Here is a 23,708-nt window from a genome sequence, read left to right as displayed (position 1 = left end):
GACGTATTCTAACGGCCCCGGAATCACACGACATCCCATGGACAAGAAGCTGCTCGATATCCTCGCCTGCCCGCTCACCCGCCAGCCGCTGGCGCTGCTCGACGGCGAACGGCTGAAGGCGCTGAACGCGGCGATCGCGGCTGGCGGCCTGCGCTTTGGCGAGCATGCGCAGGACACGCCGCTGGCCGAGGCCTTGATCACCCGTGACGGCAAGCGTGTGTATCGCGTGGATGACGGCATCCCGGTACTGCTGCCGGAAGAAGGGCTGGAGACCGCCGGCATCGCCGGCCTGGCCGCATGATGACACCGCGGGTCGCGCCGCCGAACCCGGCCACGGTGCTGGAAGACGCGCATCGCGCGCTGGTGGAGGACGTGGGCGAAGGCGATGTCACCGCCGCCCTGCTGGCGGACGCGCCCGCCATCGCCCATCTGCTATGCAAGGAGCCGGCCGTGATCGCCGGGCGGCCGTGGTTCGACGCCACCCACCGCCTGCTCGACCCCGACGTGCGCATCGACTGGCGTATCGAGGAAGGCGCGCGCGTCGAGGCCGGCACGGTCATCGCCACCCTCGAAGGCCATGGCCGCGCCCTGGTCACCGGCGAGCGCACCGCGCTCAACTTCCTGCAAACGCTCTCGGGCACCGCCACCCTCACCGCGCAGTACGTGGAAGCGGTCGCCGGCACCGGGGCGAAAATCCTCGACACCCGCAAGACCCTCCCCGGCCTGAGACTGGCGCAGAAGTACGCGGTACGGGTAGGCGGCGGCCACAACCACAGAATCGGCCTGTTCGATGCGGTGATGCTGAAGGAGAACCACATCCGCGCCTTCGGTTCGCTGGCCGGCGCCGCCAGGGCGGCGAAAGAAAGGTTTCCGGCGCTGCCGCTCATCATCGAAGTGGAAACGCTCGACGAGCTGCGCGAAGCCCTGACGACGGCATGCGCGCGCATCCTCATCGACGATTTCGACCCCGCCGCCCGGCGCGAGGCGGTGCGTATCGCCCGCGAAGCGTTGAACGGACGGATTCCGCTGGAAGTCTCCGGCGGCGTCGATCTCGGCACGATCCGCGCAATCGCCGGTGACGGTGTGGATTTCATCTCGGTCGGCGCGCTGACCAAGCATGTCCGCGCGGTTGACTTGTCGATGAAGCTCGGCCCGCCTCCCACGACAAATTGACTTCGTTCGTGGCAGGCTGAGCGCCCCATCATCCGGACACCCGCCATGGAGAAGCCCATCACCCGGCTCCCCGCCCTGATCGTGGCCGGCGCCCTGCTGGCCGGCTGCGCCAGTTCCCCGAAAGCCCCGCCGACACCGCCGGCCAGCCCCCCGGCGCCGTCGATGGCGAATACGACAGCGCAGCCGGCGGTCGATCCGGCCATTCCCAACCGCCCGATCTGGCGCGCCCCGCCAATGGCCTTCCCACCCGGCACGCCAGCCGCCTCGCGCATCGTCCAGATCACCCTGCGCGAACACCTCGCCTGGTACCAGCCGTTCATCGACGTCAACGGCCGGCTGGCCAGCCGCCGCGTCGCCGAAGCCGAGCGCGCCAAACTCAATGACGGCAGCGAAGCATGGGAACGGGTGGTCGCCTACTGGCGCGACAGCGGCACGCTATACCGCATGCTCGGCAGCTCCACCGCCGCCTACCAGTGCCAGAACCCGTTCTCGTCCGGCTTCGCGCGCAACGAATGCCGCGCTTTTCTGGTGGACGTGCCCTGGTCGGCCGCCTTCATCTCCTACGTGATGACACAGGCCGGCGTGGCCGGCTTCACCCCCTCGCCCAGCCATATCGATTACATCCGCGCCGCCTACCGCGGCCAAGGCCCCTATGCCTTCGCCGACCCGAACCAGACAAAGATCGCGCCCGGCGACATGCTCTGCTATGTCCGCAACAGCCAGAGCGTGATCGGCCACGGCGGCCTCACAACCTTCCTCGCCGCCGGCAACGGTGGTTTGCAATCGCATTGCGACATCGCGGTGAGCCTCACCCCCAACGAAGTCTGGCTGGTCGGCGGCAATGTCGCCAACATGGTGACGATGCGCAAGCTGCGGCTCGATGGCCAGGGCCGCGCGCTGCTTCCGCGCCCGATCAGCGACGATTGGGTGATGGCCGACGAGGACGGCCAGTCGCCGGCCTGCTCGCCCGCCAACGAGGCGGCTTGCAGCATGAACCGGCAGAACTGGGCCGCCCTGCTCAAACTCACCGCACCCTGAAACGACAATGGAAAACCTGCTATGGGCAATACTGGCGGTCGGCATCCTGATGCTGTGGGTGGATGCCAGCCACCGCGCGGCCGATCGCGCGCGGGAAATCGGCCGGCGCGCCTGCCGCCGCGCCGGCGTGCAATGGCTGGACGAAAGCGTGCACGCCACCGGCATGCGCATCCGCCGCGCCCCGGATGGACGGCTCGGGCTGGAGCGCCGCTATCGCTTCGAATACTCGCGTGACGGCAGCGACCGCCACGCCGGGACGATGTCGATGCTGCGCGGCGAACTGACCCGTTTCGTCGGCCCGGTACGCGAGGAAGGCCAGGTATCGAGTCTCGACATTCCCGGCGAGGACTGAAGACGCCGGAACGCGCGAACGCCGGGCAAGCCCGGCGTCCTCTTACTTGTTACTTGACGACGCGCAGATGACCGCGCCTGGGCGATGCCGGCGGCCGGTCCGGCGGTGGTTCGTCCTCGCCATCCCCGGCATCGCCCGAGGGCTGGCCGGCGTCGGCGACCGACGTCAGTACCGGCCGGCCTTCGTCTTCCGGCGCGGCCGCATCAACGCCTTCCTCGTCGCCGCCGGGAGCCGTTTCCGCTTCCTCCTCCGGCAGGGCCATGCCGTGGCCGTTCTCACGGGCATAGATCGCCAGCACCGCGCCGATCGGGACGAACACCTCGTGGCTGACCCCGCCGAAACGGGCGCTGAAAGTGATGTATTCGTTGCCAAGGCTCAACATGTGCACAGCGCGCTCGGCGATGTTCAGCACCACCTTGCCGTCCTTGACGGTATGCGGCGGCACGTGGACGCCGGCGTGGCGGGCATTGACCAGCAAATGCGGCGTCAGGCCGTTGTCGCCGATCCACTCGTGCAGCGCCCGCAGCAGATAAGGCCGCTGGCTGGTCATCGCGATCGTTTCGTCCACGTCACTCATCCTACCGGCTTCCACGACGGAAACGACAATGCCTGGGATACGGCCATCACTCTGGAACGGCGCGCAGCTTCTTCTCTTCCTCGGTCAGGCTACGGATGAAGCCCGGATTGCGGAAGATGCGGTTGCCGTATTCCTCGATCGCCTTGCCACCATCCTTCGGCAGCGGAACGCCAAGCGAGTCCAGACGCCAGACGATCGGCGCCATCGCGCAATCGGCCAGGCTCATCTCGGTATTGAAGAAGAACTTGCTGGCCTTGAAGGCCGGCGCCGTCTGCACCAGCAGTTCGGTCAGGCGCTTCTTGGCCGCCTCGGACTGGGCCTTGGTGCCCAGTTGCATGGCCTGCACCTGCGGCACCCAATCGTGCTCGATGCGCAGCATGGCCAGGCGCAGGCGGGCGCGGGCCAGCGGTTCGATCGGCATCAGCGGCGGGTGCGGGTAGCGTTCGTCGATGTATTCGCTGACCACGCTGGCGGCGTACAGCACCAAGTCGCGCTCGACCAGGGTGGGGACGGAATGGTAGGGATTGAGGTCGATCAGATCCTCGGGTGGCCGGGTCGGATCGACGGCGATGAAATCGTAGCTGACGCCTTTCGCCGCCAGCACCAAGCGCACTCGGTGCGAGAGCACATCGTCGACACCGGAGAACAAGGTCAGATTGTTTCTCACACGTGAGTTGGTCGCCATCATCCTCGCATCCTCCATATCCCTCCAACGATCTAACCAAGGCCGCTCGGCCCATCTTCAGCGGGGCATCGCCCCATGTGCGACGCGGGCCACCTGGCCCGCGTCGGCATCCATCAATGTACGTCCTTCCAGTATTCGCGTTTGAGCAGCCAGGCCATGAAAGTGAACAGGGCCAGGAATATCAGCACCCAGACGCCCAGGCTCTGCCGCTTCAACCCCGCCGGTTCGCCAGTGTAGGCGAGGAAGGCGGTGATATCGCGCGCCACTTGGTCGAATTCGGCCGGCTTCAGCTTACCCGGTTGAGTGACCACCATACCAGTCACCGGACGCTCGCCACTGTCTTCGGCCATCCCGTACTCCGGGTGTTGCAGCCCTTGCAGCTCCCACAGCGGGTTGGGCATCGAGGCGTTGGGAAACACCGTGTTGTTCCAGCCCAGCGGGCGGCTGTCGTCCAGATAGAACGACTTCAGATAGCTATAGACCCAGTCGGGCTGGCGCACCCGCGAGATCACCGAGAGGTCCGGTGGCGCCTTGCCGAAGAATTGCTCGCCGAGCTTCGGGTCCATGCCGGTGCGGATGGTGTCACCGATTTGAGTGTCCTGGTTGAACATCAGGTTGTTTTTGACTTCGTCCTCGCTGAGGCCCAGGTCCTCGCCGATGCGCGAGTAACGCTGGTACTTCAGCGAATGGCAGCCCGAGCAGTAACTCATGTAGTACTTGGCGCCGCGTTGCAGCGAGGCCCTGTCGGTCAGATCGATGCCGGAGGGCTGCAATTGCACGCCCTCGTCGGCCGCGCGCGCGCCACCGGCGAAGCCGATGCCGGCGAGCAGCGCGATCAACGCCGTTTGAATAGTCTTCTTCATCTCAATGGCCCCCCGTCACGCGCTCAGGCACCGGCTTGGTCTTGTCGAGCTTGGTCCAGATCGGCATGGTCAGGAAGAACAGGAAGTAATAGACGGTGAGGATGCGGCCGATGACGGCCTCGGACGGGTCGGTGCCCGGGCCGCCGCCGATCTTGGCCAGCCACACGAAGGACAGCGCGAACAACAGCAGCAGCACCCACGACAGCAAGCCCCGGTAGCGGTAGGACTTGACCGGCGAACGATCCAGCCACGGCAGCAGGAACAGCAGCGCGATGGCGCCGAACATCACCAGCACGCCCCACAGCTTGATGCCGAAGAACGAAGGCACCACGCGCAACATCGCGTAGTACGGGGTGAAGTACCACACCGGCTTGATGTGGGGCGGCGTCACCAGTTCGTTGGCGACGGTGAAGTTGTCGTGCTCAAGGAACAGGCCGCCAAAAGCCGGGGCGAAGAAGACGATGAACGCCGCCACCATCAGGAAGCACCCCACGAAGAAGGTGTCCTTCACCGTGTAATACGGGTGGAAGGGCACGCCATCGGCGGGGGCGGTGGCACTCCAGCGGTTGCCCTTCGGGCCTTTCTTGATCTCGATGCCGTCCGGGTTGTTGGAGCCGACCTCGTGCAACGCCCCCAGGTGCAGCACGACCAGCAGCAACAGCACCAGCGGCAGCGCGATCACGTGCAGGGCGAAGAAGCGGTTGAGGGTGGCGTCGCCGGGGTTGTAATCGCCCATGATCCACTCGGTCAGGCCGCCGCCGATCACCGGAATCGCGCCGAAGAGCGAAATGATCACCTTCGCGCCCCAGAACGACATCTGGCCCCAGGGCAGCACGTAGCCCATGAAGGCTTCGGCCATCAGCACCAGATAGATCAGCATGCCGAGGATCCAGACCAATTCGCGCGGCTTGCGGTAGCTGCCGTACATCAGGCCACGGAACATGTGCAGGTAGACCACGACGAAGAACAGCGAAGCGCCGGTCGAGTGCATGTAGCGGATCAGCCAGCCCCACTCCACGTCGCGCATGATGTATTCGACCGAATCGAAGGCTTCCTTCGCGCTCGGCTTGAAGTGCATGGTGAGGAAGATGCCGGTCAGAATCTGGTTGACCAGGACGACCGTGGCGAGAATGCCGAAGATGTACCAGATGTTGAAGTTCTTAGGCGCGTAGTACGCCGTCATGTGCTTGCGGTAGAACGGCATGAAGCCGGGCGCGCGCTCGTTGAACCAGTCCATCAGGTGATTGGCGGTACGGGTGATGAGGTTCGACATGGCTTACGCGGCCCCCTGCGGTTCGACACCGATGACCAGGGTGTTGTCATCCTGGAAGTGATAGGGCGGCACCGGCAACGCCAGCGGCGCCGGCTGGGCGTGATAGACACGACCGGCGATGTCGTACTTCGACTTGTGGCAAGGGCAGAAGTAGCCGCCCTTCCAGTCCGCGTCGAATGCCTGCGGCTTGACCTCGGGAATGAACTGCGGCGCGCAGCCCAGATGGGTGCAAACCCCCACCAACACCAGGATTTCCGGCTTGATCGAGCGATGCTCGTTCTTGGCGAAGGCGGGCGTCTGGTCGGCGTTGTCGGACTTGGGATCGACCACCAGCGTGTCCATCGACGGCAAGGTGTCGAGCATGGCCTTGCTGCGGCGAGCCACGAAGATCGGCTGGCCGCGCCACATGACTTCGACCTGCTTGCCTTCCTCGATGTCGGCGATCGAGCGGATCACCGGCGCGCCGGCCAGCTTGGCCCGGGCGCTGGGGTTCCAGCTCTTGATGAAGGGGACGGCGGCGAAACCGGCGCCGACCGCGCCGACCACGGCCGTGGTGGCGGTCAGGAACCGGCGACGACCCGGGTTGTCCGGGCTATGAACCTCATCGTGGGCCATTCGGCGCTCCGATTAGTAGATGCTGGCTGAAAGCTGGCGATCCATCCCCTTCCCGGGATGGTCACTAAAGACGACAAAGTGTAACGGAAGCTGAAACGACAGGACAATATTCCTGTCAATCGAACCCGTGCCGGAAGCGCCATTCATCCCCGGGGCGCGCCTGGAAACCGGGCCGCAAGCCGCCGCCACGGCAATGACCTCAGTTGCGCGCGACCTGGCCGCGATAGCGCTCGGCCAGCACGCGCACGCGCTCGACGTAGCGCTGCGTCTCGTTGTAGGGCGGCACGCCCTTGTGGCGATCGACCGCGCCCTCGCCGGCGTTGTAGCCGGCCGCGGCCAGGGTCAGGTTGCCGCCGAAGCGCTTCAGGAGCCACGCCAGGTATTGCACCCCGCCCTGGATGTTCTGCCGCGGATCGAACGCATTGGTCACGCCGAAGCGGCGCGCGGTGGCCGGCATGAGCTGCATCAGGCCCTGGGCGCCCACACGCGACAGCGCGTTGGGATTGTAGGCCGACTCGGCGTGCATGATCGCCCGGATCACCGCCTCCTCCACCCCGTGGATGCGCGCGGCCTCGGCGATCTCGGCCTGATAGGCCGTGGTGTTGAGGCGCAGGGTGCCGAAATTCACGCCCGGCCGCGAGCCACAGGCGAAACAAGTCTCGATGTAGCTGAATGGGATGCTGCGCAGCGACGAGGCCGCCACGCCCGCCGGGCGTACCGTGGTGGCGTAGGTGACGCCGTTGCGCTTGTAGGTGTAGACCCGGCCGCTGACCCGCCGGGTAACGGCCGCCGCCGGCGCGTTTGCTCCGGTGACGACGGGCGCCCCTCCGCCGTTGGCGAGTGGCTGGATGTTTGCCGCGGCGGCGGCCGGCACCGGCTGCCAGCGCGAGGCGCGCGAGGGCTGATAGCGGGCAACCGCGCCACAACTGGCGCCGGGTATCCGCTTGCTGGAATAGCTGCGGCTGCCATCCGGGCCGTCGCAGCGATACAGGGTGCCGGCCAGCGCATCGCCCATGCCCAGCGCCACCATTCCCAACCCCATGAGCCAGACCATCCGGCGCATTAACGATATCCCTCGCCCGTCTTCGCAAACAGCGGGCAACCGGCCATCCACACCGTTGCCCGCCTTGATTTTCCCTTAACATACCGCGCCCGGGCCATGCAGGCCAGGCTTTTCATCGCAACATCCCGATCCTGTCCGGCCCGGAATCCGCACCGCGCCCCGGAGTGACCATGAACGACCGCATCCCCCTCGCCGTGCTCGACCCGGCCACACCCGCCCGCCCCGCCCTGGCCAAGCCCCGGGGCAAGCTCTTCATCCAGACCCACGGTTGCCAGATGAACGAATACGATTCGGCGAAGATGGCCGACGTTCTCGCCGAGCACGAAGGGCTGGAGCTGACCACGAACGCCGACGAAGCCGATGTGATCCTGGTCAACACCTGTTCGATCCGCGAGAAGGCGCAAGAGAAGGTCTTCAGCCAGCTGGGCCGCTGGCGGCAACTGAAGGAAGGCGGCAAGCCGGTGCTGATCGGCGTCGGCGGCTGCGTGGCCTCGCAGGAGGGCGAGGGGATCGTCAAGCGCGCGCCGTTCGTCGACTTGGTGTTCGGCCCGCAGACCCTGCACCGGCTGCCGGAACTGATCCGCGCCCGCCGCGCATCGGGCAAGGCGCAGGTGGACATCAGCTTCCCCGAAATCGAGAAGTTCGACGCCCTGCCCGAGCCGCGCGCCGAAGGCCCGACCGCGTTCGTCTCGATCATGGAAGGGTGCTCGAAATACTGCTCGTTCTGCGTGGTGCCCTATACCCGCGGCACCGAGATCAGCCGCCCGTTCGAGGACGTGCTGGTGGAAGTGGCGCAACTGGCCGGCAAGGGCGTGCGCGAGATCAATCTGCTGGGCCAGAACGTGAACGCCTACCAGGGACTGATCGGCGAGGGCGAGGAAACGGCCGATCTGGCGCTCTTGATCCGCGCCATCGCCGAGATCGACGGCGTGGAGCGCATCCGCTTCACCACCTCGCACCCGCTGGAATTCTCCGATTCGCTGGTCGAGGCCTACCGCGACGTGCCCAAGCTCGCCAACTACCTGCACCTGCCGGTGCAATCCGGCAGCGATCGCGTCCTGGCCGCGATGAAGCGCGGCTACACCGCGCTGGAATTCAAGCAGAAGGTGCGCAAGCTGCGCGCGGCGCGGCCGGACATCTCGATTTCGTCGGATTTCATCGTCGGCTTTCCCGGCGAGACCGAGGCGGATTTCGAGAAGACGATGAAGCTCATCATGGATATCGGCTTCGACCAGTCTTTCAGCTTCATCTACTCGCGCCGCCCCGGCACGCCCGCCGCCGACCTGCCCGACGACGTATCCGATGCCGAGAAGCACGCCCGCCTGATGCGCCTGCAACGGCACATCAACGAATACGCCTTCGGCATTTCGCGCGCGATGGTCGGCGGCACCCAGCGGGTGCTGGTCACTGGCGCCTCGCGCAAGGACGCCAACGAGCTGACCGGCAAGACCGAGAACATGCGGCAGGTGAATTTCCCAGGCCCGGCGCGGTTGATCGGGCAATTCGTCGATGTCGTCATCACCGAGGCGATGCCGAATTCGCTGCGCGGGCGGGTGGCGGCGGCCGATTCCCACGCCGCCTGAGCACGACATTGCCGCCGGCGCATCCGCTCAGCGCGCGTCGTACACCGCCTTGCCATCCACATAGGTCGCCTTGATGGTCAGCGTGCGCAGCGCGGCGGCCGGCACCGCCAGCGGGTCTTCGGCCAGCACCACGAAATCGGCGCGTTTGCCGGGCGCGAGGCTGCCGACCTCGCGCTCGGCGAAGCCGGCGTAGGCGGCATCCAGGGTGAACCCGCGCAGGGCTTCCCAGGCGGTGAGCTTTTCCTGCGGCCACCAGCCGCCGGCCGGGCGGCCTTCGTCGTCCATGCGGGTGGCGGCGGCGTACAGGCCGAGGCGCGGATCGACCGATTCGATCGGGAAATCGGAGCCGAGCGCCAGCCGAACGCCGGCATCGCGGAATTTGCGCCAGGCGTAGGCGCCCTGGATGCGCGCCGGTCCGACCCGATCCACGGCCCAGGGCATGTCGCTGGTGGCGTGCGTGGGCTGCATCGAGGCGATCAGGCCAAGGCGGGCGAAACGCGGGATGTCCTCCAGCGCGACGATCTGCGCGTGCTCGATGCGCCAGCGGTGGCCGGCCTTGGCGGCATCGGCGCCGAGGGCTCTTTCGTAGGCGTCGAGCACGTGGCGGTTGCCGGCATCGCCGATGGCGTGGGTCGCCATCTGCACGCCGCAACGCCGGGCCTTCCGAGCGATCCGCAACAATTCCGCCGGCGCGGTGGTCATCAGGCCGTGGTTGCCGCGGTCGTCGCTGTAATCGGCCAGCAGGGCGGCGCCACGGCTGCCCAGCGCGCCATCGGCATACACCTTGACCGAACGCATCTTCAAGCGCCGGGAGGGATGTTGGTACGGGCCTTCGTCACAGAGAAAATCCAGCGCGTCGCCATCGCCCTCGGCCCAGGCGGTGACGCGCAGCGGTAGTCGGCCGGCATCGGCGAAGCGCTGGTAGCGGCGCAGTTGGGCAAGCGGGACGCCGGCATCGTGGACGCCGGTCAGGCCGTGGGCGACGGCATCGCGCAGGCCGAGCGCCAGCGCGCGATCGGCGGTGGCCTCGTCGAGTGCCGGCATCGCGTCTTCGATCAATGCCATCGCGCCATCGACCAGCACGCCGGTGGCCTTGCCATGCTCGCGCAGTATGCGGCCGCCCGCCGGCTGCCAATCGCCATCGAGCGGGCGCTTGGCGAGCTTCATCGCCGCGGTGTTCGCCCAGCCGGCATGGCCATCGACGCGACGCAGCCAGACCGGACGGTCGGGGAAGGCGGCATCGAGATCGGCCGCGTCCGGGAACCGCTTGTCCGGCCAAAGGTTCTGGTCCCAGCCACGGCCGGTCAGCCAGGCGCCGGGCGGGAGATCGGCGGCGAAGGCGCGCAGCTTCTCCAGCACCTCGGCCTTGCCGCGCAGGCCGGACAAATGCACGCGCAACCGGGTGAGGCCAAGCCCCATCATGTGGCCGTGGGCGTCGATCAGGCCGGGAATCACCGTGGCATCGCCCAGATCCAGGTGTTTCGCCCGGGGGTACTCGGCCGCCAGCGCGGCGCTGTCGCCCAGGGCGAGGATGCGCCCGTCATCGTCATGCACCAGCGCGCCGACCGTTGGCCGGGCGGCGTCCATGGTGTGGATGCGGGCGGCGGACACCAGGGTTTCTCCGGCATCGGCAAGGGGGCTGGCAAGCGCGAGGCACAGCGCCATGGCGAGGGTGGATGTGCGCATCGAAGGCGGATTCCCGGTCGTGGAAAGGCGAATCTGCGCGCGTGGAAGCGGGAGCGCAAGTCCGCCGGTCACACCTGGTTGCCGCCGCTTGCGGCATAGTGCGCGCCTGTATCACGAGCGAAGCCCATGCCGCACCACGATTTCACCCTCGAACCCGCCGATACCGAGCGGCTGGCCAACCTGGCCGGCCCGTTCGATGCCCATCTGCGCCAGCTCGAATTGCGATTGGGCGTGGAGATCAGCAACCGCGGCAACATTTTCCGCGTCAAGGGCGAGGACGCGCAGGCGCTCGCGTTGGCCGAGAAGGTGCTGCGCGAGCTCCATGCCGAAGCCGGCGAGACCGTGTTCGACGGCCATGCCTTGAACCTGCGGCTGGCCGGCATGATCGGCGATGGCGACGAACCCGCGCCCGCGCGCGGCGGCGACTACGCGCCGCAGGAGGTGGCGGTACGGGTCAAGCGCGGCACCATCAAGGGCCGCGGCGGCAACCAGAAGAAATACCTGCACGCCATCGCCACCCACGACATCAACTTCGGCATCGGCCCGGCCGGCACCGGCAAGACCTTCCTGGCCGTGGCGATGGCGGTGGAGGCACTCAACGAGTCCCGGGTACAGCGCCTGATCCTGGTGCGCCCGGCGGTGGAGGCCGGCGAGAAGCTCGGCTTCCTGCCCGGCGATCTCACCCAGAAGGTCGACCCCTACCTACGCCCGCTCTACGACGCGCTCTACGAGATGCTGGGGGTGGAAAAGGTGGCCAAGCTGCTGGAGAAAAACGTCATCGAAATCGCCCCCCTGGCCTACATGCGCGGCCGCACGCTCAACGATGCCTTCGTCATCCTCGACGAGGCGCAGAACACCACCATCGAACAAATGAAGATGTTCCTGACCCGGCTCGGCTTCGGCTCCACCGCCGTCATCACTGGCGACATGACCCAGATCGATCTGCCCAAGCACGTCAAATCCGGCCTGAAGGACGCCATCGAGGTGCTGCGCGAGGTCGATGGCGTCAGCTTCGCCTTCTTCGAATCGCGCGACGTGGTGCGGCATCCGCTGGTGGCCAGGATCGTCAACGCCTACGAATCGCGCGACGCCCGCGATGCGCAAAGCGGCCCGGCTTCGACTTAGACTGCCGGCATGACCCACGGCCCCATCCAGCTCGAAGTCAGCGTCAGCTACGCCGCCACGCGCAAGGGCGTGCCGGCCTCAGGCAGTTTCCGCCGCTGGGTGGCCGCCGCGCTGGAAGGACGCATCCGCGAAGCCGATCTGGCGCTGCGCATCGTCGATGACGAGGAAGGCCGGGCGCTCAACCGCCATTACCGCGGCAAGGACTACGCCACCAACGTGCTGAGCTTCCCCGCCGAGCGCCCCCCCGGCCTGCCGGAAGAGGCGCGCTTCCCGCTGCTGGGCGACCTGGTGATCTGCGCGCCGGTGGTGGCGCGCGAGGCCGCCCAGCAAGGCAAACCGCTGGCCGCGCACTACGCCCACCTCACCGTGCACGGCAGCCTGCACCTCCTGGGCTGGGATCACGAGGACGAGGCCGACGCGCTGGCGATGGAACAACTGGAGCGCGAGATCCTGGCCGGGCTGGGCATCGCCGATCCCTACCGCTGAGGCGGCCTGTCATCGGCAGAGCGCGACCGACACGCTAGACTGCACGCCTCCCACCGCGAGCCCGCAAGCGCCGCATGAGCAGCGAAGACCCCGACAGTAGCCTTCCCCAGACCGAACCCAAAAGCTGGCTGCGCCGCCTCGGCGCGGCATTCTCCGGCGAGCCGACCACCCGTGGCGACGTGCTGGAATTCCTCCGCGACGCCCAGTCCGACGGCCTGCTGGACGCCGACACCGTGCGGATGATGGAAGGCGCGATCGCGGTGTCCGAGCTGACCGTCGGCGACGTGATGATCCCGCGCGCGCAGATGGTCATGGTGCCGGTGGATGCCGACATGCCCGCGGTGATCGCCGCCGCGGTGGAATCCGGCCATTCACGTTTCCCGGTGCATGGCGAGGACAAGGATCAGATCCTCGGCATCCTGCTGGCGAAGGACCTGTTGAAATGCGTGGTCGATCCCGCGCTCGGCCTGCACGACCTGCTGCGCCCGGCCTTCCTGATCCCCGAATCCAAGCGCCTCGACCTGCTGCTGCGCGAGTTCCGCCTGTCCCGCAACCACATGGCGATCGTGATCGACGAATACGGCGGCGTCGCCGGCGTGGTGACGATCGAGGACGTGCTGGAGCAGATCGTCGGCGACATCGACGACGAGCACGACGAGGCCGAGGACGATTCACAGATTTCCGCCCAGCCCGACGGCCAGTACGTGGTCGATGCGCTGACGCCCATCGAAGACTTCAACGAACGCTTCGGCGCCGATTTCAACGACGACGAATACGACACCATCGGCGGGCTGGTCATCGCCGCCATCGGCCACCTGCCGGAGGCCGGCGAGGAACTCACGATGGGCCGCTTCGTGTTCCGCGTCGCCAACGCCGATGCCCGCCGCGTGCATGCCTTCCACGTCGGGGTGCTGGGCGATGCGTGAGGCGCGGCGCGCGGGCCTCGGCCTGCTGGCCGCACTCCTTGCCTTCCTCGCCGCCCTGCCCGCCTTCGCCGCGCCGAAGGTCGGCGTGGTGACGATGCAGCCGGGCGAGGTCTTCTGGGAACGCTTCGGCCACGACGCCATCGTGATCGCGCCACCCGATGGCCCCGCCATCTCCTACAACTTCGGCTATTTCGACCCGAGCGAGACGGACTTCGTTTCACGCTTCATCCGCGGCGACATGCGCTACCGACTGGTGGCGCTGCCGCTGGAGGTCGATCTACAGCAGTACCGCGAGGCCGGACGCGGCGTCGCCGTGCAATGGCTCGACCTCACCCCGGCGCAGGCGGAAAGCCTGGCCGCCGCCCTGGCGGAAAACGCCCGGCCCGAAAACGCGCATTACCGCTACGACTATTTCCGCGACAACTGCGCCACCCGCGTGCGCGACGCGCTCGACCGCGCGCTTGGCGGCGCGCTGGAACCGCAACTCGCCGCCAGCTCGCAGGGCAACAGCTACCGCGGCGAGGCCGGACGGCTGGCGCGGCCGGCACCCTGGATGTGGCTGGGGTTCCAGCTCGGCCTTGGCCCGAATGCGGACCCGCCGCTCTCGCGCTGGGAGGAAGCCTTCGTGCCGATGCGTCTGGCCGACAGCCTGCGCCACGCGAAAACCGCCGCCGGCACACCGCTGGTGATCGCCGAGGAACAATGGCTGCCGCACCGGCTGGATGCCGAGCCCACCGAACACGGCCTGCCGGTCTTCGGCTTCGGCATGGCCGGCATCGTCATCGCGCTGGCGCTGTTTTTCACCGGCCGCGCGCGGCCCCGGCTCGCGGCCGCCTTCGCGCTGGCGTTCTGGCCGCTGTGCGGCGTGGCCGGCGCGTTGATGCTCTACCTCTGGCTCGGTAGCGCGCACTGGGCGGCCTGGCGCAACCACAACCTGCTGCTGATGAACCCGCTGGCCTGGCTGCTGCTGCCCGGCGCGCTGGCGCTGGCGCGCGGACACCGGCCTTCGCGCCGGTTCCGCTGCCTGCTGATGCTCGTAACCGGCGTCGCCGCGCTGGCGCTGGCGCCAGCCGCGCTGGGCATCGACCGCCAGCACAACGGCCTGTGGATCGCGCTGTTGCTGCCGATCCACCTGGCGCTGGCATTGCTCTGGGCACGGCGCGGCGATACCGGGATCACGCCATGAAGCCCCCCCCGAAGACCCCGGCCTGCGTGGTCAATTGCGCGGCCTACCGCGACGGCCTGCGCCATGACATCGGCCTGGACGAGATCAGCGACGTGCTCGCGCGCGAGGATGGCGGCTTCGTCTGGGTCGGCCTGTACGAGCCGGGCGAGGCATTGCTCGACAAGCTGCAAGAAGAGTTCGGCCTGCACGACCTCGCCATCGAGGATGCCCACGGCGCCCACCAGCGGCCCAAGCTGGAAGCCTTCGGCAACACCCTGTTCATCGCCGTGCATACCGCGCAGTTGATCGACGAGCACGTGCGCTTCGGCGAGACCCACGTCTTCTTCGGCAAACGTTTCCTGATCACCGTGCGCCACGGCGCCTCACTGACCTTCGCGGTGGTACGGAAGAAGCTGGAACGCGAACAGGCGCTGCTCAGGCTCGGCCCGGCGGTGGCGCTGCACGGCGTGCTGGATTTCATCGTGGACAACTACGAGCCGATCGTCGACGACTTCGAAGATGAGCTGGACGACCTCGAACTCGCGATATTCGCCGAGGATTTCCGCCGCGAGACCGTGCACCGGCTCTACACCCTGCGCAAGGAACTGACCCAGATGCGCACCGCGGTGGCGCCGATGCAGGACATCCTCTCGCAGATCATGCGCTCGGAGACGCTGGGCATTCCCGACGAGGCCCGGCCCTACTTCCGCGACGTGCGCGACCACGCCGGCCGCACCATCGACATCATCGACGTGCTGCGCGAGACCGCCGGCGCTGCGATGAGCGTCAACCTTTCCCTGGTGAACTACGCCCAGGGCGAGGTGGTGAAGAAATTGGCCGGTTGGGCCGGCCTGCTGGCGCTGCCGACATTGGTCGCCAGCTGGTACGGCATGAACTTCGAGGGCATGCCGGAACTGCGCCAGCCGCACGCCTACGCGGTGCTGATCGGCCTGGTGGCGATCGGCTGCGTGGCGCTGTATCGCTATCTCAGGAAAGTGCGCTGGCTGTAGCCCGGAATCTACCCGGCGAATGCGCGCGAATGCCGCCCGAATCAGGCATTCGACCGAAGTCGGCTTGACCGCGAAACGATAAGCGCCCACCCTCGCCCGATCGACCGGTAGGAATTATGTATATGGCAAGCGGGGTCAGATCGGGGATGGGGATGTTGGGCTGGGCGGCGCTCTCGGTGTTCGCCGCATTCTGCTTGGGCGTGGTGGCGCTGCACCGTGGCGAATCGATCAACGCGATGTGGCTGGTGGCCGCCTCGGTATCGGTGTTCTTCATCGGCTACCGCTTCTACGGCCGCTACATCGCCGACAAGGCGCTACGCCTCGACGCCACCCGGCAGACGCCGGCCTGGCGGCGCAAGGATGGCCTGGACTACGAGCCCACCGACAAGACCGTGCTGTTCGGCCACCACTTCGCCGCGATCGCCGGCGCCGGCCCGCTGGTCGGCCCGGTGCTGGCCGCGCAGATGGGCTACCTACCGGGCATGCTGTGGATTCTGTTCGGCGTGGTGTTCGCCGGCGCGGTGCAGGATTTCATGGTCCTGCTGTTCTCGGTGCGCCGCGACGGCCGCGGCCTGGGCGCGATGATCCGCGGCGAGCTGGGCAACGCCGCCGGCGTCACCGCGATGATCGGCATCTTGATGATCATGGTGATCCTGCTGGCGGTACTGGCGCTGGTGGTGGTGAAAGCCCTGGCGCACAGCCCGTGGGGCACCTTCACGGTGGCCGCCACCATCCCGATAGCGCTGTTCATGGGCGTGTACCTGCGCTGGCTGCGACCGGGCCGGATCATGGAAGTATCGATCCTCGGCTTCGTGCTGCTGATGGCCTCGATCTGGTTCGGCGGCTACGTCGCCGAGCACCCGCAATGGGCCGCCGCCTTCACCTTCGATGGCCGCGCCCTGGCCTGGATGCTGATCGGCTACGGCTTCGTCGCCGCGGTGTTGCCGGTCTGGCTGCTGCTGGCCCCGCGCGACTACCTCTCCACCTTCCTCAAGATCGGCACCGTGCTGTTGCTGGCCGTGGCGATCCTGGTGGCGATGCCGGAACTCAAGATGCCGGCGGTCACGAAGTTCATCGACGGCACCGGCCCGGTGTTCGCCGGTAGCCTGTTCCCGTTCCTGTTCATCACCATCGCCTGCGGCGCGGTTTCCGGCTTCCACGCGCTGATTTCCTCCGGCACCACGCCGAAAATGCTTTCGAACGAAACCGAGGCGCGCTTCATCGGCTATGGCGGCATGCTGATGGAGGCCTTCGTGGCGATGATGGCGCTCATCGCCGCCAGCGTGCTCGACCCCGGTCTCTACTTCGCCATGAACGCGCCCGCCGCGCTGATCGGCACCACGCCGGAAACGGCCGCCGCGGCGATCTCCAGCTGGGGCTTCTCGATCACCCCCGACATGCTGACGGCAACCGCCAAGGAAATCGGCGAATCCAGCGTACTCTCGCGCACCGGCGGCGCGCCCACGCTGGCGGTGGGCATGGCGCAGATCCTGCACGGGCTGTTCGGCGGCGAAGGACTGATGGCGTTCTGGTACCACTACGCCATCCTGTTCGAGGCGCTGTTCATCCTGACCACGGTGGATGCCGGCACCCGCGTCGCCCGTTTCATGATCCAGGACCTCGCCGGGCTGGCCTACAAGCCATTCGGCAATACCGAGAACTGGGCCGCCAACCTGATCTGCACCGCGCTGGCGGTGGGGATGTGGGGCTACTTCCTTTACCAGGGCGTGATCGATCCGCTGGGCGGCATCAACACGCTGTGGCCGCTGTTTGGCATCGCCAACCAGATGCTGGCGGCCATCGCGCTGATCTTCTGCTGTGTGGTGATGGTGAAGATGAAGCGGGAGAAGTACCTGTGGATTCCCGCGCTGCCGACCGCCTGGCTGTTGATCTGCACGTTCGCCGCCGGTTGGCAGAAGCTGTTCCACCCCGATCCGAAGATCGGTTTCCTCGCCAACGCGCGCAAGTTCGCCGAGGCCGCCGCGCGCGGCGAAGTACTGGCACCGGCGAAATCGATCGAGGAGATGCAACGCGTGGTCTTCAACAACCAGTTGGATGCCGCCCTGTGCATGCTGTTCATGGCGGTGGTGACGCTGATGCTGGTGTTCGGCCTGCGCGCCGCGCTCGCCGCCCGCCGCGAAAGCGCGCCGACCGCCAAGGAAACGCCCCATGTCGCCTTCGATGCGTAAAGGCTGGGACTGGCTGGTGCGTACCGCGCGGCTGGCCGTCGGCGTGCCGGACTACGAGACCTACCTCGCCCACATGCGCCGGCGCCATCCGGCGCGCACGCCGATGAGCCGCGAGAATTTCTTCGTCGAACGGATGAACGCGCGCTACGGCAAAGGGCGTTCGCGCTGCTGCTGAAGCGCGCTCAGCCGCCGGCCATCGCGCCCAGCAGCAGGCCGGTGACGTAGGCGCCATAGGTGCCGAGCGCATAACCCAGCACCGCCAGCAGCACCCCGACCGGCGCCAACGAGGGATGGAAGGCGCTCGCCACCACCGGCGCCGAGGCCGCGCCGCCGACGTTGGCCTGCGAGCCCACCGCCATGAAGAACAACGGCGCGCGGATCAGTTTCGCCACCAGCAACAACAGGCCACCGTGCACGGCGATCCAGATCAATCCGAGCAGGAACAGCCACGGGCGGTCGAGCAATGCGCGCAAATCCATCTGCATACCGATAGTGGCGATCAGGAAATACAGCATCGCCGAACCGACCTTCGACGCGCCGGCGCCTTCCAGCCGGCGCGCGCGGGTGAAGGAGAGCAGCAAACCGATGGAGGTGGCGAGCACCACCAGCCAGAAAAAGCCGGAGGTCAGGCTGTAATCCTGCAATTTCCATTCCGCCGGCAATGTCTTGATCCACGCCACCAATGGCGCGCTCAGGAAATGCGACAGGCCGGTTACGCCAAGCCCCACCGCCAGGATCATCATCAGGTCGGCCAGGCTGGGATTACGCGAATGCCCGGCCTGATAAGCCTCGATGCGCCGCTTCATGTCCTCGATGGCCGAGGTGTCGGCGCCGGTCCAGCGGTCGAACGCCGGCGCGCGCGCGGCCAGGAACAACAGCACCGCCATCCACAGGTTGGCGACCAGCACGTCGACCGCGGCAAACTGGCCGAACAGCGTCGCCTCGACCCCAAACACTTCCTTCATCGCCGCCTGATTGGCGCCGCCGCCGATCCAGCTCCCGGCCACCGTGGTCATCCCGCGCCAGGTGTCGCCCGCCACCGTTTCCGGGTGGATGACGCCCATCGCCGCATAAGCCGCCAGCGCGCCGAGCATCACCCCGACGGTGCCGGTGAGGAACATGACGATCGCCTTCGGGCCGAGACGCGCCACCGCCCCCATGTCGATGGCGATGCACAGGAGCACCAACGCGCTCGGCAGCAGATAGTCGCGAGCCATCGGATACAGGCCGGAAGCCTGGCCGTCGATCAGGCCGATACTGTTGAGAATCGCCGGTATCAGGTAGCACAGCAGCAACGCCGGGACATAGGCATAGAAGCGCTTGAAGAAACCGCGCCGCATCGAGGCCGTCCAGAACACCAACCCAAGCGAAACCGCGAGCAGCCCGAGCACGGCCGCGTCATGGGTGATGAGAGCCACGCCGGTGGCGGGATCGGCGGTGACGGCCATCGCTGTCTTTTCCTCGCATCGCCGGCGGCGGACAGGCCGGAATAGTGACGGGGCATTCCCAATGCAGCCGGAAGCGGAAGGCTTCCGGCCGATGCGTCAAAACGGCAGCTGACCCCACGCGCGCGGGAGCGGGCCAGCCGCCATGCGGCTCAACCGCCGATGTGCGTCCTGAGCCAGTCGTTGACCGCTTCGTGCCACTGCACGCTGTTGTGCGGCTTCAGTACCCAATGGTTCTCGTCGGGAAAGTAGAGGAACCGCGATTCGATGCCACGGCGCTGCAACGCGGTAAAGGCCGAAATGCTCTGGTCGATCGGCACACGGAAATCGTTCTGGCCACCGACGATCAAGGTCGGCGTCTTCCACTTCGCCAGATGACGCGAGGGATTGAAACGCTCGTAGGCTTCGGGCTTGTCCCAGACGGTGCCGCCGAACTCCCATTCGGTGAACCAAAGCTCCTCGGTGACAAGACCCATCGAGCGGGTATCGAACACCCCGTTGTGCGTCACCAGGCACTTGAACGGCGCGCCGCCATCACGATTGAACCAGTTGCCGGCGATCCAATTGGTCATGTAACCGCCGTAGCTGGCGCCAAGCGCGCAGGCGCGCTCGCCATCGAGAAAGTCGTACTGCTTCTGCGCCGCCGCCCAGCCCTTCTGCAAATCCTCCAGCGGACGGTCGCCCCAGTGGCCGCTGATGGCATCGGTGAAAGCCTGGCCGTAGCCGGTGGAGCCGTGGAAATCGATCATCACCACCGCCCAGCCCTGGCCGGCATAGGTCTGCGGGTTCCAGCGGTAACTCCAGCCGTTGCCGAAGCTGCCCTGCGGGCCGCCGTGGATGAGGAAAGCGACCGGATACTTCCGGCCTTCCACATAGTTCCACGGCTTGACCACATAGCCGTGCACGGTCTCGCCGTTCCAGCCCTTGAACTTGAACTGCTCGAAACCGCCGAAGCGCACGCCCTTGAGCTGGTCGCCGGCCGAGGGCGTCAGCGCGCGCGGCTCGCCGGCGGCGGTCAACGTCACGACCTGATCACCGCTGGTCAGGCTGTTGCGGGTGAACAGCAGCGTGCCGGCGGCGGCATCGACATTGCCGATGCTGCCGTCGCCGACCAGTTCGGCGACCTTGCCGCTGGCGATGTCGATGGCGAACAACGGGTGCTGGCCCAGGTCGGTGGCCGGGGTGTAGATCGTCTTACCGTCGGGCGAGAGCACGATGGCATCGGCGCTGCGATCCCATTTCGGCGCGATCTCTCGGGTCTCGCCGCTGGCCAGATCCATCGCCATCAGGCCGAAGCGGTCGGCCTCGAAGCCCGGCCGCTTCATCGCCCGGTAATACAGCGTTTTACCGTCACGGCTGAACACCGGGCCCGCATCCCAGGCGGGGTTGGCGGCGGTTAGGTTCCTGGCCGCGCCGCTGCCGTCGGCATTGACCAGCCAGATGTCGAAGTTGGTGCTCCACGGCTGCCCGCGCTCGCCCGCACGCACGCTCATCGCCAGTTGCCGGCCATCCGGCGACCAGGCCAGATCGGAAAGATCGCCGAACGGTTTGGCGGGAATGTCGCCGCGAACGTCGCCCCCCACCGGGGTGGCCTTGGCCACCGCCTTCGCGCCCAACGGCGCGACGAACACGCGGTTGTCGCGGCCATCGGCCCAGGTGTCCCAGTGGCGGATGAACAGCCGGTCGTACATCACCCCGCTGGTCTTCTTTTCGCTTTCGGCATCGAGGCGATCGCGGGTGCAGGCGAAATCGGCCTTGCATCCCGGAAACACCGATAGCGCCAGCGCCACCGCGTCGCCCTTCGGCGAAATCTTGTAGCCCTCCACGTCCAACGCCAACGCGGTCAGCGCCCTCGGTGCGCCCCCGGTCAACGGGATCGAATACAACTGCGAGCCGCCATGCTTGGCCGAGAGGAAATACACCGCCTTGCCATCGGCGGAGAAGTTTGGCGAATTGACGCTCCAGCCTTCAGGCGTCAGCCGTCTGGCGGCGCCACCGGCAGCCGGTACCGAATACAGCGCGGTGCTGGCCTTGAGATTGGCATCCACCGTACGCTTGGCATAGACCACCGTCCTGCCGTCCGGCGAAAGGACCGGTGAGGCGTAGCGGTCGAGCTTCACCATGTCCTGCGCGGTAAAACCGCGCTGGGCCTGGGCGATGGCGGGAAGCGCGCAGGCAAGCGCGAATGGCAACAGGGCGTGGCGAAGCTTCATCGGTTGACCTCGATTCTCTGGGTACGTTTGCGTGTGGGGAAACCCGCACCGGTCAGCGCGGGCCGCCTTGCGGCCGCGGCTTCATCGCGGTGCGGTAGAGCAGCCAGGCGACGAAGGCCAGCACGGCCAGCCCGGCCAGTTTCGCCATCGGCAGATCGATGCCGAGCGAAAGCACGTCGGCATTGCTGGCGACGACGATCGGGATGGCGATGAAGATGCCCATCAGCGCCTCGCCGGTGATCAAACCCGCGGCGAATAATGTGCCGGGGCGATGAACGCGGTCGCGAACCTCCTCGCCGGCGCCAAGCACGCCGTGGCGCTTCTCCACGACATAGGCCAGCAGGCCGCCGAGGAAGATCGGCACCATGAGCTCCAGCGGCAGGTAGATGCCGATCGCCGCGGCCAGCACCGGCACACGGAACGATTTGCCGGTTTTCTTCAACCATTCATCGATGGCGATGATGGCCGCGCCGATCACCGCGCCCATGCCGATGATGGTCCACGGCAACTGGCCGCCGAACATGCCCTTCGCCACCGACGCCATCAGCGTGGCCTGCGGCGCCGACAGCGGGCTGGGGTGTTCGGCGCTCGGTGCGCCGATGCCGTAAGCCTGCGCCAGCAGATTCAACACCGGCGCCATGATGAGGGCGCAGGAGAAAGCGCCGATGCCCAGCATCAGTTGTTGCTTCCACGGCGTGGCGCCCACCAGATAGCCGGCCTTGAGGTCCTGCAAGTTGTCGCCGCCCACCGCCGCCGCGCAGCAGACCACCGCGCCGATCATGATCGCGGCGACCGCCCCGAGCGGCGCGCCGAGCTCGCTCACCACCTCGCGCCCGGCGGCGCCCATCAGCAGCATCAGCACCACCGAGGCGAACAGGATGGTGGAGATGGTGATGCCCGAGACCGGATTGTTGGAAGAGCCGACCAACCCAGCCAGGTAGGCCGAAACCGAAACGAACAGAAAGCCCGCGACGATCATGATCACCGCCATCGGGACGCTGACCATCCAGTTGCCAACGATCGCCTGGTACAGCAGCAGCAACGGCAGCACGAACAGCACCAACGCCACCAGCATCCACTTCATCGGCAAGTCACGCTCGGTATCGGCAAGCGCGTCCGCACTGCCGGCGCGCGCCGCGGCGATGCCGCTCCTGATGCCCGACAGCAGCGACTTGCGCAGCGAAAACAGCGTCCACACGCCGCCGATCAACATCGCGCCGACACCGAGATAGCGAATCTTGCTCGACCAGATGGAGAAAGCGGCTTCCTCCGCGCCCACCCGGGCCAGTTCGGGATCGGCCGCAGCGTAGAGCATGTGGTAAATCGGGATGGCGACGTGCCAGGAAAGGATCGCGCCCGACAACACCACGATGCCGATGTTGAGGCCAACGATGTAACCCACGCCCAGCAACGCCGGCGACAGGTTGGTACCCAGATAGCCTAGGTACTTGCCGAAGAAAGCCGCCCCGCCGGCGGTATCCGGGATCAGTTTGAGACCACTGGCCGCGGCCAGCTTGACCAGCGCGCCGACCGCGCCGGACAGCCCCAGAATCCTCAGCCCCGGGCCGGGGTTCTCGCCCGCCTTCAGCACCTCGGCGGCGGCCTTGCCCTCGGGGAACGGCAGCGGCTCCTCGACGATCATCGAGCGCCGCAACGGCACGGAGAACAACACGCCCAGCAAGCCGCCCAGACCCGCGATGCCCACCACCCACCAGTATTTGAAATCGGGCCAGTAGCCCATGATGATCAGCGCCGGGATGGTGAAGATCACGCCGGCCGCGATCGACGAACCGGCCGAGGCCCCGGTCTGCACGATGTTGTTTTCAAGGATGCTGCCGCCACCAAGAAGGCGCAGCACCCCCATCGACACCACCGCCGCCGGAATCGCGGTGGCGATGGTCATGCCGGCAAACAGACCCAGGTAGGCATTGGCCGCGGACAACACCACCGCCAGCACGATGGCCAGCACCACGGCACGGAAAGTCAACTGCGGCACGCCGCGTGGCGGCTTTGGCTGGCTCATCGGGCATCCCCTGTACGAAATGAATCCCGACAAGCTACCCCGCCCTGCCACACCAAGTCCAGCCGCGCAGCGACATGATTTCACCGAAGCGGCAAATTGCCTTCGCCGTCGTAGGCGAAGTAGCGCACACGGTCGTCGAGCTGGTCGCGCTTGTCGAACTTCGGTGTCTGCTCGCGCAGCACCGTGCGCCGGCCCCAGGCGTCGTACTCGCTGGACGT

Annotated in this window: 22 protein-coding genes; 12 read left to right on the top strand and 10 right to left on the bottom strand. The window is 67.0% G+C overall.

The annotated features are described in order from the left end of the window. The first annotated feature begins 37 nt into the window (after positions 1-37). The 4 genes from EBB59_RS11370 to EBB59_RS11355 are packed head-to-tail and all read left to right on the top strand — an operon-like array spanning position 38 to position 2,563. Entirely contained in the window at positions 38-301 is a 264-nt protein-coding gene (locus tag EBB59_RS11370) for a Trm112 family protein (RefSeq protein WP_122102271.1), read from the top strand. Beyond that, entirely contained in the window at positions 298-1,173 is an 876-nt protein-coding gene (gene nadC / locus EBB59_RS11365; RefSeq protein ID WP_122102270.1) for a carboxylating nicotinate-nucleotide diphosphorylase, read from the top strand. The genes EBB59_RS11370 and nadC overlap by 4 nt, the downstream gene beginning before the upstream one ends. A 45-nt stretch (positions 1,174-1,218) precedes the next feature. Further along, positions 1,219-2,211, top strand: coding sequence for a DUF2272 domain-containing protein (locus EBB59_RS11360; RefSeq protein ID WP_122102269.1), 993 nt, complete (start codon positions 1,219-1,221; stop codon positions 2,209-2,211). A gap of 7 nt (positions 2,212-2,218) precedes the next feature. After that, on the top strand, positions 2,219-2,563 hold the full coding sequence (locus EBB59_RS11355) for a DUF3301 domain-containing protein (RefSeq protein ID WP_122102268.1): 345 nt from the start codon (positions 2,219-2,221) through the stop codon (positions 2,561-2,563). Positions 2,564-2,612: 49 nt separating this feature from the next. Here the strand turns inward: EBB59_RS11355 and EBB59_RS11350 are convergent, their stop codons facing one another. The 6 genes from EBB59_RS11350 to EBB59_RS11325 form a co-directional block, all read right to left on the bottom strand. Next, positions 2,613-3,113, bottom strand: coding sequence for a ClpXP protease specificity-enhancing factor (locus tag EBB59_RS11350; RefSeq protein WP_425451832.1), 501 nt, complete (start codon positions 3,111-3,113; stop codon positions 2,613-2,615). Between the two features lie 73 nt (positions 3,114-3,186). Beyond that, on the bottom strand, positions 3,187-3,825 hold the full coding sequence (locus EBB59_RS11345; RefSeq protein WP_122102295.1) for a glutathione S-transferase N-terminal domain-containing protein: 639 nt from the start codon (positions 3,823-3,825) through the stop codon (positions 3,187-3,189). 113 nt (positions 3,826-3,938) lie between these two features. After that, positions 3,939-4,688 carry a cytochrome c1 gene (locus EBB59_RS11340; protein WP_122102266.1) on the bottom strand — a complete coding sequence of 250 codons (750 nt, stop codon included), beginning with the start codon at positions 4,686-4,688 and terminating at the stop codon, positions 3,939-3,941. A 1-nt stretch (position 4,689) separates the two neighbouring features. Next, a complete protein-coding gene (locus EBB59_RS11335; protein ID WP_122102265.1) occupies positions 4,690-5,961 on the bottom strand; it encodes a cytochrome b in 1,272 nt (423 codons plus the stop codon). 3 nt (positions 5,962-5,964) lie between these two features. Then, positions 5,965-6,576, bottom strand: coding sequence for a ubiquinol-cytochrome c reductase iron-sulfur subunit (gene petA, locus EBB59_RS11330; protein ID WP_122102264.1), 612 nt, complete (start codon positions 6,574-6,576; stop codon positions 5,965-5,967). 199 nt (positions 6,577-6,775) lie between these two features. Beyond that, positions 6,776-7,639 (bottom strand): lytic transglycosylase domain-containing protein, encoded by an 864-nt coding sequence (locus EBB59_RS11325; protein WP_122102263.1) that lies wholly within the window; start codon positions 7,637-7,639, stop codon positions 6,776-6,778. 170 nt (positions 7,640-7,809) lie between these two features. Here EBB59_RS11325 and miaB point away from each other — a divergent pair, with 170 nt between their 5' ends. Further along, a complete protein-coding gene (gene miaB, locus EBB59_RS11320; protein ID WP_122102262.1) occupies positions 7,810-9,222 on the top strand; it encodes a tRNA (N6-isopentenyl adenosine(37)-C2)-methylthiotransferase MiaB in 1,413 nt (470 codons plus the stop codon). 27 nt (positions 9,223-9,249) lie between these two features. Here miaB and EBB59_RS11315 read toward each other — a convergent pair whose 3' ends face one another. Further along, on the bottom strand, positions 9,250-10,908 hold the full coding sequence (locus tag EBB59_RS11315) for an amidohydrolase (RefSeq protein WP_122102261.1): 1,659 nt from the start codon (positions 10,906-10,908) through the stop codon (positions 9,250-9,252). A 126-nt stretch (positions 10,909-11,034) separates the two neighbouring features. Here EBB59_RS11315 and EBB59_RS11310 point away from each other — a divergent pair, with 126 nt between their 5' ends. The 7 genes from EBB59_RS11310 to EBB59_RS11280 all read left to right on the top strand — a co-directional run bounded on the left by EBB59_RS11310 (position 11,035) and on the right by EBB59_RS11280 (position 17,984). After that, positions 11,035-12,033: a PhoH family protein gene (locus tag EBB59_RS11310; protein WP_122102260.1), complete on the top strand. Its 999-nt coding sequence runs from the start codon at positions 11,035-11,037 to the stop codon at positions 12,031-12,033. A gap of 9 nt (positions 12,034-12,042) precedes the next feature. Next, positions 12,043-12,519: an rRNA maturation RNase YbeY gene (ybeY, locus tag EBB59_RS11305; RefSeq protein WP_122102259.1), complete on the top strand. Its 477-nt coding sequence runs from the start codon at positions 12,043-12,045 to the stop codon at positions 12,517-12,519. Between the two features lie 74 nt (positions 12,520-12,593). Next, positions 12,594-13,445: a CorC family transporter gene (locus tag EBB59_RS11300; protein ID WP_122102258.1), complete on the top strand. Its 852-nt coding sequence runs from the start codon at positions 12,594-12,596 to the stop codon at positions 13,443-13,445. Continuing rightward, the gene (locus EBB59_RS11295) at positions 13,438-14,631 is read left to right on the top strand and encodes a lipoprotein N-acyltransferase Lnb domain-containing protein (protein WP_245979281.1); all 1,194 of its coding nucleotides are present in this window, start codon (positions 13,438-13,440) and stop codon (positions 14,629-14,631) included. Before EBB59_RS11300 ends, EBB59_RS11295 begins: the two co-directional genes overlap by 8 nt. Further along, a complete protein-coding gene (locus EBB59_RS11290; protein WP_122102256.1) occupies positions 14,628-15,620 on the top strand; it encodes a magnesium and cobalt transport protein CorA in 993 nt (330 codons plus the stop codon). The genes EBB59_RS11295 and EBB59_RS11290 overlap by 4 nt, the downstream gene beginning before the upstream one ends. A 152-nt stretch (positions 15,621-15,772) precedes the next feature. Further along, positions 15,773-17,809 carry a carbon starvation CstA family protein gene (locus EBB59_RS11285; RefSeq protein WP_281273246.1) on the top strand — a complete coding sequence of 679 codons (2,037 nt, stop codon included), beginning with the start codon at positions 15,773-15,775 and terminating at the stop codon, positions 17,807-17,809. Continuing rightward, positions 17,790-17,984 carry a YbdD/YjiX family protein gene (locus tag EBB59_RS11280; RefSeq protein ID WP_122102255.1) on the top strand — a complete coding sequence of 65 codons (195 nt, stop codon included), beginning with the start codon at positions 17,790-17,792 and terminating at the stop codon, positions 17,982-17,984. The genes EBB59_RS11285 and EBB59_RS11280 overlap by 20 nt, the downstream gene beginning before the upstream one ends. Before the next feature lie 7 nt (positions 17,985-17,991). On the opposite strand, the gene EBB59_RS11275 is transcribed toward EBB59_RS11280, so the two are convergent. The 3 genes from EBB59_RS11275 to EBB59_RS11265 form a co-directional block, all read right to left on the bottom strand. Next, entirely contained in the window at positions 17,992-19,257 is a 1,266-nt protein-coding gene (locus EBB59_RS11275; protein ID WP_122102254.1) for a DUF819 family protein, read from the bottom strand. Positions 19,258-19,406: 149 nt separating this feature from the next. Continuing rightward, complete coding sequence (locus EBB59_RS11270) at positions 19,407-21,467, bottom strand: S9 family peptidase (protein ID WP_122102253.1); 2,061 nt, start codon at positions 21,465-21,467, stop codon at positions 19,407-19,409. A 52-nt stretch (positions 21,468-21,519) separates the two neighbouring features. After that, entirely contained in the window at positions 21,520-23,490 is a 1,971-nt protein-coding gene (locus EBB59_RS11265; RefSeq protein ID WP_122102252.1) for an OPT family oligopeptide transporter, read from the bottom strand. Positions 23,491-23,708 lie beyond the last annotated feature (218 nt).

Source organism: Solilutibacter pythonis (genome assembly GCF_003697345.1).
Taxonomy (GTDB): Bacteria; Pseudomonadota; Gammaproteobacteria; order Xanthomonadales; family Xanthomonadaceae; genus Solilutibacter; species Solilutibacter pythonis.
This window is presented reverse-complemented; position numbering and strand designations above follow the sequence as displayed.